Genomic DNA, 15,545 nt, shown 5'->3' with positions numbered 1-15,545 from the left:
CGTAAGAAAAAAAGCTAATAATAGTAGTGAAAGTAGCTAACGGAATAATTTTTGTAGTGATAAGCTGACCAAGTAGTTTAACCAAAATAATGCAAAAGACTACCTGCAACTATTCGATAATTCAAATAGTTGAGGTAAATCCAATTTGCGTTTTAAGAATCCTGAGAAAACAATGCTTAGTACAGGAGGTATTCAGTACTCCAATATCTTGGAGGGTGTGTTAATGAATGCTGTGCTAGATTTCGAGAAAGGCTTGTGATAAAACCAACAGGTATATTCACTTGTTGACCAATCGCTATTATAAAGTTGTGTACTGCAAATTTCGCCTCCTAATGAAATAATTAAAATACCTGAATACAGGTATTTTTTGAATTCTTACTGGCTGGATTCTTTAGTTTAATTATATGAAACAAAACCGATTTTTATTGATTATACTTCAAACTTATACTTTAATTCTAGTCTCCTTTTGTATTTCATTGGGAACTAGGCTTGACTCATCATTGCCAGTCGATATAGATGAAAGATTTAGTCATCAAATGATTAATCAATTTACCTATATTGCCAAAAAGTATGCTCCTCTCGACACAAGTCGGGATTTCAATTTAAGAACTTACCAGTTTATCAGAAACAATAAGTATGAGTTAATTGAGTTGGGTAAGGCTTACCAGCAAAAAAATGCTTTAGTGTATCTGGAAATCGTCAATCGGTCTTCGCAAAGAATAGAGCTCGTGCTTGAAGCATCACATACCCGTGTAGATGAACTGGAATGTTATTTTATCAAAAATAATAAGCTAGTTTTATCAGAAAAACTCCAACGAAATAAACCCTTGTATCTGAGAAAAAACCCTTACGTTTTTTTTTCATTCCCTATCGAAATAGCTGCACATGACACCGCAAAAGTGGTTTTGCACTCCACTCGAAATTACGGTTTACATATCACTAGCCTAGATTTATATCGAAAACCACGATTTTTTGAACATGCAATTGTCCAAAATCTCAAATCTATATTTCAGGTTATTTATTGTTTCATTTTTAGTGTAATACTTCTGCTTTTAGGTTTTTTCTATTCGGAAAAATTAATGATATATGCGGGAATTATGATTGGGGCAGCAAATGCCAATATGTTTACTGTTGGGTATCTATATGACCTGTTTCCTTTTCCTGAATTTTTGAATTTGAATGCCTCGAATATTGGCTCTTTTTGGATGTTGGGCTTAAATGTGTTTTTTCATCCTTTTGCTTACGAAGTAGTACAGGCAATACCTATAAACCGTAAAAGATATACTCTGGGGGCGAAGATTTTAGTGGTCCTTAATGTGGCGGTCATGCTTATGCACTTTCTGCCACCTTGTAATCTTATTTTATTTATTATCACCAATAGCCTTTTCCCGCTTACCATATTAAATACGCTATGGGCAATTTATCATGCAACGCTGTTATTTATTAGAGGAAAAAGAATTGATTATCTCATTGCTTGTTTATTGGGTATCTTACCTACGATGATAAAAAGCATTTCTAGTTATTTCCTGATCAACCAAGAAAGTCTAAGCTTGAATAGCGATTACTTTACGCCTTTCGTCGTAATCATTTTGATTTCTTTCATTTCTTTTGAACAGCTTAGAAAAAGTTTGATTTTTCGAAAGATTCATGAGTCGAAAATGGTTATACTCAAAGACGACTTAGAGACTATTCGAAAAAATGAAGTTGAAAATATTGGACGTCAGTTGCATGACCAAGTAGGGAATACACTCGCTGCGGCTTTAGGTTATTTGAATAAGGAGAAAATAGATGTTTCAACAAGCAAGAAAATTTTGGAGGAAGCCATCAACGAGATTAGATTAATGAGTCACACCTTGGTAAAAGATGATAACCTGTCTTTAACTACCAAAATTGAACGAACTGTTGAGCAATATAATGAGTTTTCAAATGTGAGGGTCCATTACCATGATTTCTCAGAGGGAAAAATCAATCAGTTAGACTCTTTAACACAACAAAATATTTATATGATTTTGAAAGAATGTTTACTAAATGTCATAAAGCATTCCAAGGCACAGGAAGCATTCTTACAAATTTTTGAACAAGAAGAAGGATTTAGATTTGTGGTAGAAGATGATGGTGTCGGTTTCGATACCAGCTTAGAAGGGAAAGGAATAGGGTTGCTGAATATGAAAAAGCGCGCGACCATTTCTAATCTCAAATTCAATATTGAGTCTAATTCAACAGGTACAACCACTATTATTGAAACGATGTAAGTTATGAAAACGAAAGTTGTAATTGTAGATGACCATTCTTTATTTAACGATGGATTAAGTTTAATACTCAAGGAATCTGGTGATTATGAAATATTAGCCCAAATTTATGATAGTCGCAAGGCCTATAATGAGTGTAACACGCTGTTGCCCCAACTTATTTTGGTCGACTATAATATGCCTTTTTTGGATGGATTGACCCTAGTAAAGCAGCTGAGAACTTTAGTGCATCGCTCCAAAATTGTGGTCATTAGTATGTATGCTGATCGCCGTGAGATAGAGGCATTCAAGGCTTATGAAATTGAAGGATATTTATCGAAAACAAGTCCCTCGGCTGAAATCCTTTTGTCACTCGAAAAAATAATAAAGGGCGAAAATGTGTTTCAGGTAAAGCAAGAACAGAAAACGAGTTTTGAGAAAGATTTCTTTTCTTTGAAAAAATTACTGACTAAACGAGAAGTAGAAATTCTAAAAGCCCTGAAGAAAGGATATACCTCCGAACAAGTGGCACAAGAGTTATGCTTAAGTTATTACACAGTAGAAACTCATCGGAAGAATATCAATCAAAAACTGAAATTCAATTCTAAAAAAGAATTTTATGAGTTTTTGAACACTATTGAGTTAGAAGAAAAATAGGAATCAACAAGTACGTTATTAGTTAATAGTATATTCGTTATTTGAAGGCACTCATAATCAAAAAAATACAGACAAAGTGTTCATAGATATACTATTGATAATTTTATCTGATACTTAATGTAAAAAAGGCACTATTACGCTTCAGCTCCTACGGAGCTTTTACAAAGGAAAATAAGTTATTTAATCCTATTTTGCACGATAACTTAAGATGAAAAATATGATTCATAAAAAAGTAAAAGTAGGGGTGATACAAGCAACTCCATCTCTATTTGATATAGAAAAATCTGTTGAACTTGTCATTGAATGGATAAAAAAGGGCGCCGAACAAGGGTGTGAGTTATTGTTATTTCCAGAATCGTTTATCCCATGCTATCCTCGTGGTTTGAGTTATGATGCGATGGTTGGTCGCCGTACCGATAAAAGTCGTGACCAGTGGTTACATTACTGGGAAAATAGCATAGAAGAAAACTCAGAATTTACCCAAAAAATAAGTAAGGCAATCGCAGAGGCTAATCTTTTCGTGGGTTTGGGCGTTACAGAACGAGAAAATGTGGGAGGCTCTTTGCATTGTGCTTTATGGTATTTTGACAAGAAGGGGAATCTCGTTGGCAAGCATAGAAAGTTAAAACCAACAGGTTTGGAAAGATATATTTGGGCAGAAAGTGACGGAAGTACATTGACCACCCTTCAAACCGATATTGGGAAAGTTGGTGGGCTCATTTGCTGGGAAAACTATATGCCATTGGCAAGAATGGCGATGTACCAGCAAGGCGTAGAGATATACCTAGCTCCAACCGCCGATTCCAGAGAATCGTGGCAATCGACCATGCAACATATCGCACTCGAAGGACGATGTTTTGTATTAGCCGCCAATCAATATGTCAAAAAATCAGATTATCCAGTTGAATACCAAGCAGATTTAATTGACGAACCCGAAGTCATGTGTGCGGGTGGTAGCGTAATCATTTCGCCAATGGGAGAGGTGCTCGCTGGTCCACTTTGGCATCAAGAAGGACTCTTAGTAGCAGAACTTGACTTTTCGGTTTTGGCAAAAAGCAAATTAGATTTTGATGTAATCGGGCATTACGCTAGACCAGATGTTTTTGATTTTAAGGTTAATAAACAGCCTGAAATGAGAGTAGTGTAGCGTACAATTTACCCCTTCTACATTATGATTAAAAAACCTATCCTTCGTCATCTCCGATTCTTCCAAGGGAGCGGTATTAGTCGTTCCCTTCACATTTTTATACACCACTACTCTACTAGAGTATGGGTGGTTTTGTGCTAAAATAGTATATAAATAATCTTATTTTATATTCGATAAGCGCAAAGAAATTCCTTTTCTTATACTTTTTTTTAAAATCTCTAGGTCTAGCTTATTGAGATAAATTATGTTTGTCCTATAGAAATTATAGAGTTTATTCAAAAGTGTCATATTGACGCATATTCTCATTGAATAAATCCACACAGATAGCATACTAAAAAAAGGGTAGTGTCTGCTAGCGATATTACCTCTTTTTGAGCTGTAAATAACTCAATATGAATGTATTGAGGTTCTACTGTGTTGGGGAAATTGTAAAAACTGATCTAGACGATGTGTAAGTTATATCAAAGTAAGGATTCTCTGAACCTATTCAGAATCCAATTCATTGTAGCCTTATTGTTGTTGGGAAATATAATCTCAATGCCAATTTTTGGACAAAAAAGTGTTAATCCGATACGAAATGTAAGCGGTGTTGTGAGGGACGAAAAAGGAGAGTTGCTCCCAGGTGTGAATGTGTTGGTAAAGAATACCAATAAAGGAACCTCTACTAATCAAGAGGGTAAATTTTCTATACCCGTTTCTTCGGCGGAGGCTACCTTGGTCTTTTCATTTCTGGGTTTTCAGGCGCAAGAACTAAAAGTAGGAAACCAAACTTCTCTTTCGATTCGCTTGGTCTCTGAAGCAAAATCATTAGATGAGGTTGTTGTAATCGGATATGGTACCCAAAAAGCTACTGATATAACAGGCTCAGTGGCATCTTTTGATACTAAAAGACTAGAAGAAAAACCAATTGCAAGAGTCGAGCAGGCGTTAATTGGACAAATGGCAGGGGTACAAGTACGTCAACAAAGTGGGTTACCAGGTGCTCCACTAAGCATCGTTGTTCGTGGTAACGGCTCCATCAATGCTGGCTCTGAGCCTTTGTATGTCGTGGATGGTTTTCCACTCGATATTTCTGGACAAAGTTCAGATGGCTCTATCTCCAATAGTCCATTAGCCAATCTGAGCGCTAATGATATTGAAAGTGTACAAGTTTTGAAAGATGCGGCGGCTGGTGCAATTTATGGTTCGAGAGCAGCCAATGGGGTGGTTTTGATTATAACTAAGAGAGGTAAATCAGGAAAACTAAAAATTAGTTTGAGCGCTAACGGTGGTGTAAGTACAGCCGCTAAAAAACTAGATATATTGAGTCCTGAAGAATGGGTGTCGGTGGCAACAGAGGTGGCAAATACCAACTGGGTTCGTTCTGGAACGGGTCGTACTGCCACTCAAACTAACGACCAACGTCGTGCTATTTTAGGATTAAAAGCAGGGGAATACAATACCTCCTATATGCCTGATGAGCGATGGTCGCAAGCGGGACATCCCGGTTTGACTTATGTGGATTGGCAAGATGAGATTTATAGAAAAGCAGCTTTTCAAAACTACCAATTGTCTGCAACAGGTGGTACCGAAAATGTGAGCTATTTCTTTTCTGGCAATTACTTAAATCAGGAGTCGATATTGTTAAATTCTGGCTATAAAAGCTATGGTTTACGTGCCAATATTGAAGCAAAGGCAAATAATAAACTGAAATTTGGCATTAATCTAGCACCAACTTATTCAGAAAATAATACCCCACAAGGTGATGGAAAAGATAGTCCTATCATGAATGCGGCAATTATTTCGCCCGTAGTCGAATCGGCAGCAGGCTTGAATACAGGTGCGGGTGAGTTTTCTACTTACAATTGGAGTAGTCCACGATTGGTAAGCCCTGTAGCAATTCTTAATAATTCCATCGGTCTTACCAAAAGTACACGTATCCTTAGTTCGATTTATGCTGAATATACGATCATTCCAAACCTATTTGCCAAGGTTTCTATCAACTACGATGATGTAAACCAGCAAAGTAAAAAGTATGTTTCTGATTATGTTGCTGTAGGTGGTGCCGCCGAACGTATCACCAATCCAGGGAAAAATGCCAGCGGTTCGTATAGTGGTTATCGGAAGCAAAACTTTGTCAATGAGAATACATTGAGTTATGTCAAGACGTTTAATAAAATACATAATGTATCAGCGGTAGCAGGTTTGTCTTTTAATTCGGTGCATTATGAAACATTTACCATCAATACTGCTGGTGGATTTGCCAACAATGTGGTAAATACTATTAGCAATGCCATTCCAAACTCTGCTGGTGTAACAGTGACAGGTTCGGCTGCTGAAAGTAACAATACTTTGTTTTCGTACTATGGTCGTTTACAATATGATTTTCAAGGAAAGTATTTGGCAACTGCCAGTATCCGTCGTGATGCTTCCTCAAAATTCGGAGCGAATAACCAATGGGGAACATTTCCATCTGCGTCTTTGGGATGGAGAATTTCTCAAGAAGAGTTTTTGAAAAATATTTCAGTAATCAGTGATTTGAAACTTCGTTTGAGCTGGGGGAAAGCTGGGAATAACAACATTGGTAATTACAGTGCCATTCCAACTTTGGCAGGAACGTCCTATAATTTTGGAGGAAATTCACCAACTGTTGCAAGCGGACAGGTATCTGCTGCTTTAGCCAATCCAAATTTGAAATGGGAAACCTCTAATACCTACGATATTGGTTTTGATGCCTCATTTTTCAAACAGAGAATTGGTGTAACATTTGATGCCTACACGAAGAAAAGTACTGATTTGTTGTTAAACTTGCCCGTTTTGGCAGCTAGTGGTTTTACGACAAGTTTACAAAATATTGGTTCAGTTAAAAATGAAGGTATCGAAATTGCCCTCAATACCAGAAATATAGTGACTCCAACTTTTCAATGGAGTTCTTCTGCCAATATCGCCTTTAATCGTAACGAGGTCATTTCATTGAACGCAGACGGTTCGCCAATTTATATTTCTTCTGCTTACAGTGGAAGTAACCCTCCGTATATCCTTCAGCCAGGGCTTCCTATGTTTAGTTATTATGTGACAAAAACAGTTGGCATTTTGACACAAGCGGATATGGATGACCCTAAAGTGGCAAAATTGAAGAATCAAACGGTTGGTGATGCCAAATATTTGGATGCGAATAACGATGGCGTAATTGATGCGAAAGACCGTGTTGTTTACGGACAACCAAGTCCAAAATTCACTTGGGGCTTTACCAATACATTCAAGTACGGAAATTTTGATTTAAGTATTCAAACTTACGGTCAGGTTGGTGGTTCTATTCTTTCTTATTTTGGTAGAGCGGCTGATTTTAGTGGAAGTACAACAGCGAATATCTTGGGTGTGTGGAGAGATAGATGGTCTGTCGAAAAACAGAATTATGATGCTCCAAGAGGAAAGCTTGCTAGTACCTACACTTTGCCACAAGTAACTTCTGACTGGGTATATTCTACTGATTTTATTCGTATCCAGAATATTACATTTGGCTATAATTTGTCTAGTGTCATTAAATCAAAAGTGTTTAGTTCTGCACGTGTGTATGCTTCGTTGCTCAACTGGTTTGGCTGGGATCAATACAAAGGAGGTGTCAATCCAGAGGCTCAAAATACCAATGTTAGTGGCAATGGTAGCTATCCAATTCCAGGGGATTACGGTTCGATGCCTTTGACTAAAACGGCATCGGTTGGGATTAACCTTTCGTTCTAGTTTTTGAGAAATTAGAAGATTTTATTCAAACTTTCCTTAAATGTATTTTATGAAAAAGTCCATATATTCAATTCTTGCTGTCACAACACTTTTGTTGAGTAGTTGCGAAGACCAACTAGACCAGCAGCCTGTGTCTAGTACCACTGCGGCAAGTTTTTATACTAATACCAATGATTTTACACAAGCCGTAAATGGTGTTTATAGTAAACTAACCTCGTATCCAAGTCAGGTTTTGTGGCTTGGTGAAATGCGCAGTGACAACGTCAATGCGCTTCATGATGGCAACCGTGACTGGCAAGGAGTCAACGATTTTTCGCCAAATATTACCACCACAGGATTTGTACAAACGGCTTGGAACGATAACTTTAACGGCATTTTCAATGCAAACTCAGTCTTACAAGCGCTCGAAACGAAAGGAAGTGTCATTACTGATGCGAGCTTAAAAACTCGATTTGCGGCTGAAACACGTTTTCTTCGTGCGTTTTACTATTTTCAATTAGTAAGAACTTTCGGAAAAGTTCCGTTGATTGACAAAGCTTTGACAGCTTCAGAGGTGGAAACCGTACCGAGAAGTAGTGTTGCGGAGGTTTATAAATTGATTATTTCTGATTTGGAATATGCAGCGCAAAATTTGCCAGCATCATACACAGGTACCAATATCGGTCGTGCGACTTCTTATGCGGCAAAAGGGCTATTGGGTTTGGTGTATTTAACACGCTCAGGAGCGACCTACAATATTGAAGGGGCTGGCCTGAATGCGAACGAAAATGATAAAGCCTTGGCGTTGTTTAATGAAATTATAGCCAGCCAACAATTTCAATTACTGTCTTCCTATAATTCAGTTTTTGCATACGATAACGAGAATAATAAGGAGGTAATCTTTGATGTACAGTTTATGAGTAGCTCCAATGGTGCGGGTTTTCCAAGTCATTTAGTCCCTGTGGCATTCTGGACAGGGCAAGGTATATCTAACTCTTATGGCAATGGTTACGGTTCAAGCAACTTTAGTGTAGCTAAGGAGTTGCGCAGCAGTTATTTGACAAACGCTTCTGATGGGCGTTATACTTTCAATATCCAAACGACTTATTCTTCGCCTTTTATCAAGAAATATATTGATATTTCGAAAAAAGGAACAAGCGGTAAAGATTGGCCAATCAACTTTATTGTACAGCGCTATGCCGATATTTTGTTATTGAAAGCGGAGGCTTTAATTAAAATTGGCAATGGTCCAAGCAAAGAAGCGGATGCTCTAGTCAATCAGGTAAGAGCACGTGTGGGATTACCTGCCATAGCGAATGTTACGTTGGAAACTTTATTGGAAGAACGTCGTAAAGAATTTTTGGGAGAAGGTCTTCGTTGGAATGATTTAGTTCGCTCAGGATTAGCGATTTCCAAAATGAATGCATGGGTAAAGAATGATGCCATTACGACCATCAACCCAATTATTGCAGACTATTTGATATATCCTGTACCAGCGGTCGAGCTTGGTACAAAAGCAGGTTTGTATCAACAAAACCCAAGTTATTATTGATAATTACTCTTTCAATTTATAGATAAAAGGTGTATGACTTTCTTAAAAGTTATATGCCTTTTGTAGTAAACGGAAGTATTATAATCCTCAATTTGTCTTTTGGAAATTATTGAAATCAAATACATAATGCTGAAAAAATATCTTTGGATTGCGATTATTTATCTAACGACTATCCAAATTTCAAATGCCCAACAATCGCCTTGGCCGATAATTTCGAGTCAAACAAAACCTTGGACAAGATTGTGGTGGATGGGCAGTGCTGTCGATTCCAGTAACCTTTCTATATGCTTACGTGCGTATGCAAAGGCGGGATTGGGTGGTGTTGAAATTACACCAATTTACGGGGTAAAAGGATACGAGTCTCGATACCTCAATTACCTTTCTCCTGAATGGAATAAAGCGTTGAATACGAGTATTTTATTGGCAAAACAAAACGAAATGGGTGTTGACCTCAACTTGGGAACAGGTTGGCCTTTTGGTGGTCCACAAATATCTCAAGATTTGGCTTCTAGTAGGTTTTTTATCCAAAAATATCAAATTCAAGCTGGACAAAGTAGACAAATAACCATTGAGCTAGAGCAACCACAACAGCACAAAAAAGGAGCATATTTACAGGTATTGACCGCATACGCAGATACAGGAGAAACACTGATTTTGACAGATTTTGTGCAAAAAGATGGTACTTTAGCGTGGTCGCCTGAGAAGGGGACATGGACACTTTATGCGCTTTTTATGGGGAAAACAGGGCAAAAAGTCAAGCGAGCTGCACCTGGAGGAGAAGGGTGGGTCATGGATCACTTTTCTGAAAAAGCCTTCCAACAGTATATCAAACGTTTTGATGATTCATGGAAGAAAGTACCTGAAGTTCGTTCATTTTTTAATGATAGCTATGAAGTCTACGAGGCAAATTTTACGCCCGATTTTTTGCAGAAATTTCAGCATTTGAATGGCTATGACCTGCGTTTTTACCTTCAAGAATTAGCGAGTAATGAGCTTTCAGAAAAAGTTTCTAGAGTCAAATCAGACTTTAAAGCCACTTTGGACTATCAGCTCACACAAGGCTTCATGAAACCGTGGACGGATTGGGCGCACGCAAAAGGTAAAAAAGTCAGAAACCAAGCACATGGTTCTCCTGCCAATATTTTGGACTTATACGCACAAGCAGACATACCCGAATGTGAGACTTTCGGCTCAACCTATTTTCCCATAAAAGGCTTACGAAGAGATACCGCAGATATTCGAAAAGTGCACCCAGAGCCACTGATGATGCGTTTTGCACCTTCGGCTGGACATGTGATGGGAAAAAAACTTATTTCTGCCGAAGCGTTTACATGGCTCACAGAACATTTTCGAACCTCTTTATCTCAATGTAAACCTGAGATTGAACAACTCTTTTTGGCGGGAGTCAATCATGTGTTTTTTCATGGGACAACCTATTCACCAGCGGAGGCTAATTGGCCCGGATGGATGTTTTATGCAGGAGTGAACTTTTCTCCTAATAATACTTTTTGGCCACATCTTTCAGGGCTAAATTCTTACATTACTCGTTGCCAATCGATTTTACAAATGGGTAAGCCAGCAAACGATGTGTTGATTTATTCGCCAATCCAAGATATTTGGCATCAAACAGGCGATGTGCTTCAACAGATAAGAGTTCATGAGGTAGATACTTGGTTATATCCAACGCCGTTTTATCAGATAGCTAAACGTCTAAAAACAAAGGGCTATAGCTTTGATTTTATTTCTGATAAACAAATTCTTCAAACAAAAGTTGAGAATGGTCTGGTCAAAACTGCTACCGATGCCTCTGCCTACAAAGTCATTATCGTTCCTAAGACCAAATATATGCCTTTAGAAACCCTCGAAGCATTGCAAAAACTGGCGACTGCTGGGGCAAAAATTATCTTTGAATCATTACCAGCAGATGTCAATGGGCTCAATCAACTTGAAGAAAGACGAGCAGTATTAAAGAAAATAAACCAAGGTATCTCAAGTTGGGCACAGATATCGAATCTTGATTCGATGGAAGAATTACTGGCAAAAGATGCAGTTGTTACAGAGGAGCTGGTGGCGACAGGCTTACAATATATCAAGCGAAAAGCAGAGGAAGGTACTTATTACTTTTTAGTAAATCATACCGAAAAAAATATAGATACTGTCGTGAAAATCAATGAAGTTGGAAAGTCTGTTTTGCTGTTGGATGCCCTTACTGGGAAATATGGCGATGTCCCATTTCAAAAAAATATAAAAGGGGTAAATATCCGAATTCAGTTAAAATCAGGAGAAAGTGTATTTGTCTTGGTTCAGAATAAATTAAGTGACAGCGCAAAAAAATGGAAATACGAAGAAGAAAGGAAAGCTACAGATTTGTCCACAAAGCAATGGTCGCTTGCATTTCAAACGGGAGGACCAATACTTCCACAGAATCGTACGCTTAGAAACTTAGATTTTTGGACGAATACCACCGACACTACTGCACAGTTTTTTTCTGGAACAGCCTTATATTCGACTCAATTTGAATGGAAGAAAAGTACCTCTAGATATATACTTGACTTAGGGCAAGTGGCTGAAAGTGCTAAAGTATTTGTGAACAAGCAAGAAGTAGGTATTTTGTGGTCGGTTCCATTTCAAATAGATATCAGTAAGTATCTGAAAAATGGGACTAACGTTATCGAAATAGAAGTCGCCAATTTGATGGCAAATCGGATTCGCTACATGGATCAGCATCAGATAAGTTGGCGTAATTATCATGAAATTAATTTTGTCAATGCGCATTATAAACCTTTTGATGCTTCAAATTGGAAAGTAATGGATGCTGGTTTAAAAGGCCCTGTGAGAATTATTGAGACGAGATAAGAAAACTGATTTCGTCTTATTTATCATTGTAAAACATTATCTCAAAATATGAAAAAAATACTGCTTCTAGTGAGCTTTTTAGGCTTTGTGAAAATGGAACAAAGCCATGCGCAAACCAAAACTAAAGCGCTCTCAAAACCTAATATCGTCCTCATTATCGCCGACGATTTAGGTTATGGCGATGTAGGGTTTAACGGGCAACAGCTAATTAAAACGCCAAATTTGGATAAACTGGCGGCTTCTGGTATGAAGTTTAATCAGTTTTATGCTGGAACTTCAGTATGTGCGCCATCACGTTCTGCATTGCTTTCAGGTTTACATACAGGACATACCTATATCCGTGGTAATAAAGGCGTTTTACCAGAAGGACAAGAGCCCATTGCTGATTCTGTTGTGACAATGGCCGAAGTCTTAAAGACTGCTGGCTATACCACTGCTGCTTATGGTAAATGGGGCTTGGGACCTGTTGGTTCTGTCGGTGACCCAAACAAACAAGGTTTTGATTACTTTTATGGATACAATTGCCAAACCTTGGCACATCGTTATTATCCCAATCATTTGTGGAACAATGGGCAAAAAGTTGTTTTGGAAGCGAATGAGAATTTGGTTCAAAATAAGATTTATGCACCAGATTTGATTCAAGAAAAAGCCATTGGTTTTATCAAGGAACAATCCTCAAAACAGCCTTTCTTCTTGTTTTTACCCTATATTTTACCTCATGCCGAGCTAATCGCTCCTGATGATAGTTTGCTACAATACTACAAAAATAAGTTTCAAGAAAAACCTTACAAGGGACAAGATTATGGTCCAAATGCTACAGGTGGTGGATACGCCTCTCAACAATACCCACGGGCAGCTTTTGCAGCGATGGTAGCACGCTTGGATTGGTATGTAGGTCAGGTAGTTGCTCAACTTAAAGCACAGGGATTGGACAAAAATACCTTAATTATTTTCTCTAGCGATAATGGTCCACACATAGAAGGTGGCGCAGATCCTAAATTTTTTAAGAGTAGCGGTCCATACAAAGGCGTAAAAAGAGATTTGTACGAGGGAGGTATTCGTGAGCCTTTTGTGGCTTCTTGGAAAGGAGTAATAAAACCTAATTCGGTGAGTAACCATATTGGTGCATTCTGGGATTTGCTACCCACTTTTGCTGAGTTAGCTGGCGTCAAAACTAGAAAAGGTATTGATGGTCGTTCATTTGCCAATGTATTAACAGGCAAAGGAAAGGCTCCTCAGCATGATTTTTTATATTGGGAGTTTCATGAACAAGGTGGTAAACAAGCGGTAAGACAAGGAAAATGGAAAGCCATTCGATTTAATGTAATTGAAAATCCGAATGCTCCAGTAGAACTATACGACTTAGAAAATGACCCAGAGGAGGCAAAAAATCTAGCACAACAATTTCCAGAGAAGGCTCAAGAATTAGGTAAACTCATGACCCAATCGCATACTCGTTCTGCTTTATTCCCGTTGGGAAATCAGTAGGGAGTTAGGGTACAGGGGGTGTTGTAGAGGGAACAGACACAAGTATGTAGGGAACAGGCACAGAGGCACAAAGTGTAGAGGGAAGAACAGAGGAAACGTAAACAAGTCACGTTTCCTCTGTGACTGTAGCCTGTGTCACTTTTTCCGAAACAATCACTTTGTGCCTCTGTGCCTGTTGCCTTTGCCACTCCCTCTAATACCTACACTTAGCGTTATCCGCTTTGATAAAATAAGACTTATAATTTTTAGCTTTTTTATCCATACAGCCTTTTAAATCAAGTAGTTCGATATTTTTAAAATCAATCGCGTGACTTTCGGCCTGCATGGCGATATAACCTTCTTTTAATAGCATACCATCTTTCTTAATCCAAGCTTCTGCCGATTTTGGGTCAATTCCTGCTTTTTCCCAGTTATAATCAGCGCTTACAAACCCACCACCAATGTGTGGTTTTTCATAAGTCAATACAGTATCGCCTTCGATAACATGATGTACGATTGAATCACCTAACACAATCGCTTCCACCTTTACCCATTGGTCACCATGATAGGTTTTCGAGTCTGAATCCGTACAATGGTCAGTCACGATTTTATTCTGCATATATACTTCTGTACCTGGGGTGCAAAGATTTCCCGTATGACGAGTGGTATTTCCGCCCAATCCTCCTAATAGTTGTAGCTCTAAAGAAACTGGGAAACTTTGATTTTGGGTTAAACTTTTGGCGGATTGAGAATGTAACATGATGCCACTATTGCGCACATTCCACGACGCCCCGCCTTTGAGTTGGTCGCCTTGAAAACGATATTCAAAACGAATCACATAATAAGAGTAAGGTTTTTTGTAATAAATATGACCAAATTTATCATTGAAAGACTCATACTGATCATACATCACCCTCATCATCCCATCCTCGACTCTAAAGGTGTTTTTGTAATTAGCATTCAGGTTTTCTCCTGCGATTTTGATGTCCCAACCATCTAGGTTTTTTCCATTAAAAAGGCGAATCCAATCTTGTTGATTAGCTTTTGTATTGATTTTCTTTTGAGCAAAAATACCAAAGGTAATAAGTAGGAGAGAAGCGGTAAAATAGAGTTGTCTTTTCATTTGGGGGATGTTTAGTAGGTAAAAGTAATTCTCTTTATACAGAGAATTAAGTCGATTCATCTCCAAATATACTCTTTGTGTTAAATCTAAATAGATAAAATAAGCTAGAAGACGTTTTTGGCTAATTGTATATTTGTTATTTGAAGTTTCTCTGTTTTCTAAAAAATCCTACTAAACAGGCATATCTATGTTATAAAATTGATTAAGTTAATTTTACCTGATTTTAGCTCTAGGCTTTAATATTCGCAGATTCCTAAACTAGTCAACTTCGTAGTTTTGAGTAGATGATAAATTATGACATGGGAAAAAAATAACTAGTAGCAGACAAAGTCTCTTACTAGTTATTACTTCAGTTTTAAAACTGTTAAAAAAAGAAGTCCAACACAAAGTCTTGAACTAGCAACATACTGAGTGGAGTTTTTAAATCACTTTGCTACTATGTACCTCTGCTACTTTGTGCCTTATTAAGCTTTTCTCACAAATTCCGACTTAAGTCCCATTGCACCAAAGCCATCGATTTTACAGTCAATATTATGATCACCGTCGGTTAGACGAATATTTTTTACTTTTGTTCCTGCTTTAATTGGTTTTGGAGCACCTTTCACTGGAAGGTCTTTAATGACAACCACAGTATCGCCATCTTGTAACTCGTTGCCATTTGAATCTAAAACTTTGGTAGTTGTACTTACCTCATCGGTCTCTACTTCTTCTGGATTCCATTCGTAAAAGCACTCTGGGCAAACTAACAGATTATCGCTAGGATATGTGTATTCACATTTACATTTTGGACATGGTGAAAATTCTGACATGATAATG

The 15,545-nt window shown here is 37.9% G+C and carries 9 protein-coding genes; 7 read left to right on the top strand and 2 right to left on the bottom strand.

Going from position 1 to position 15,545, the window contains the following annotated elements; translation table 11 throughout:
* The first annotated feature begins 536 nt into the window (after nucleotides 1-536).
* From GVN22_RS15305 to GVN22_RS15275, 7 genes are all read left to right on the top strand, one after another.
* On the top strand, nucleotides 537-2,252 hold the full coding sequence (locus GVN22_RS15305) for an ATP-binding protein (protein WP_166551879.1): 1,716 nt from the start codon (nucleotides 537-539) through the stop codon (nucleotides 2,250-2,252).
* A 3-nt stretch (nucleotides 2,253-2,255) separates the two neighbouring features.
* The gene (locus tag GVN22_RS15300; RefSeq protein WP_166551878.1) at nucleotides 2,256-2,885 is read left to right on the top strand and encodes a response regulator transcription factor; all 630 of its coding nucleotides are present in this window, start codon (nucleotides 2,256-2,258) and stop codon (nucleotides 2,883-2,885) included.
* A gap of 217 nt (nucleotides 2,886-3,102) precedes the next feature.
* Nucleotides 3,103-4,032: a carbon-nitrogen hydrolase family protein gene (locus GVN22_RS15295; protein WP_166551877.1), complete on the top strand. Its 930-nt coding sequence runs from the start codon at nucleotides 3,103-3,105 to the stop codon at nucleotides 4,030-4,032.
* Nucleotides 4,033-4,479: 447 nt separating this feature from the next.
* Complete coding sequence (locus tag GVN22_RS15290; RefSeq protein WP_166551876.1) at nucleotides 4,480-7,752, top strand: TonB-dependent receptor; 3,273 nt, start codon at nucleotides 4,480-4,482, stop codon at nucleotides 7,750-7,752.
* A 49-nt stretch (nucleotides 7,753-7,801) separates the two neighbouring features.
* On the top strand, nucleotides 7,802-9,283 hold the full coding sequence (locus GVN22_RS15285; protein WP_166551875.1) for a RagB/SusD family nutrient uptake outer membrane protein: 1,482 nt from the start codon (nucleotides 7,802-7,804) through the stop codon (nucleotides 9,281-9,283).
* Between the two features lie 126 nt (nucleotides 9,284-9,409).
* Entirely contained in the window at nucleotides 9,410-12,139 is a 2,730-nt protein-coding gene (locus tag GVN22_RS15280) for a glycosyl hydrolase (protein WP_166551874.1), read from the top strand.
* Nucleotides 12,140-12,187: 48 nt separating this feature from the next.
* Nucleotides 12,188-13,627 carry an arylsulfatase gene (locus tag GVN22_RS15275; RefSeq protein WP_166551873.1) on the top strand — a complete coding sequence of 480 codons (1,440 nt, stop codon included), beginning with the start codon at nucleotides 12,188-12,190 and terminating at the stop codon, nucleotides 13,625-13,627.
* A gap of 193 nt (nucleotides 13,628-13,820) precedes the next feature.
* Here the strand turns inward: GVN22_RS15275 and GVN22_RS15270 are convergent, their stop codons facing one another.
* A complete protein-coding gene (locus tag GVN22_RS15270) occupies nucleotides 13,821-14,729 on the bottom strand; it encodes a DUF1080 domain-containing protein (protein ID WP_166551872.1) in 909 nt (302 codons plus the stop codon).
* 464 nt (nucleotides 14,730-15,193) lie between these two features.
* A complete protein-coding gene (locus tag GVN22_RS15265; RefSeq protein ID WP_166551871.1) occupies nucleotides 15,194-15,538 on the bottom strand; it encodes a zinc ribbon domain-containing protein YjdM in 345 nt (114 codons plus the stop codon).
* Between the last annotated feature and the right edge of the window lie 7 nt (nucleotides 15,539-15,545).

It is taken from the genome of Cellulophaga sp. BC115SP, assembly GCF_009905545.1.
In the GTDB taxonomy this organism is placed as follows: domain Bacteria; phylum Bacteroidota; class Bacteroidia; order Cytophagales; family Spirosomataceae; genus Flectobacillus; species Flectobacillus rivi.
The sequence above is the reverse complement of the archived record's forward strand: the minus strand, read 5'-3'. Positions and strand labels throughout refer to the sequence as shown.

Coding starts and splice junctions, on each gene's coding strand:
- GVN22_RS15270 (WP_166551872.1), bottom strand. CDS start 14,729: ATGAAAAGACAACTCTATTTTACCGCTTCTCTCCTACTTATTACCTTT.
- GVN22_RS15290 (WP_166551876.1), top strand. CDS start 4,480: ATGTGTAAGTTATATCAAAGTAAGGATTCTCTGAACCTATTCAGAATC.
- GVN22_RS15275 (WP_166551873.1), top strand. CDS start 12,188: ATGAAAAAAATACTGCTTCTAGTGAGCTTTTTAGGCTTTGTGAAAATG.
- GVN22_RS15295 (WP_166551877.1), top strand. CDS start 3,103: ATGATTCATAAAAAAGTAAAAGTAGGGGTGATACAAGCAACTCCATCT.
- GVN22_RS15285 (WP_166551875.1), top strand. CDS start 7,802: ATGAAAAAGTCCATATATTCAATTCTTGCTGTCACAACACTTTTGTTG.
- GVN22_RS15265 (WP_166551871.1), bottom strand. CDS start 15,538: ATGTCAGAATTTTCACCATGTCCAAAATGTAAATGTGAATACACATAT.
- GVN22_RS15305 (WP_166551879.1), top strand. CDS start 537: ATGATTAATCAATTTACCTATATTGCCAAAAAGTATGCTCCTCTCGAC.
- GVN22_RS15300 (WP_166551878.1), top strand. CDS start 2,256: ATGAAAACGAAAGTTGTAATTGTAGATGACCATTCTTTATTTAACGAT.
- GVN22_RS15280 (WP_166551874.1), top strand. CDS start 9,410: ATGCTGAAAAAATATCTTTGGATTGCGATTATTTATCTAACGACTATC.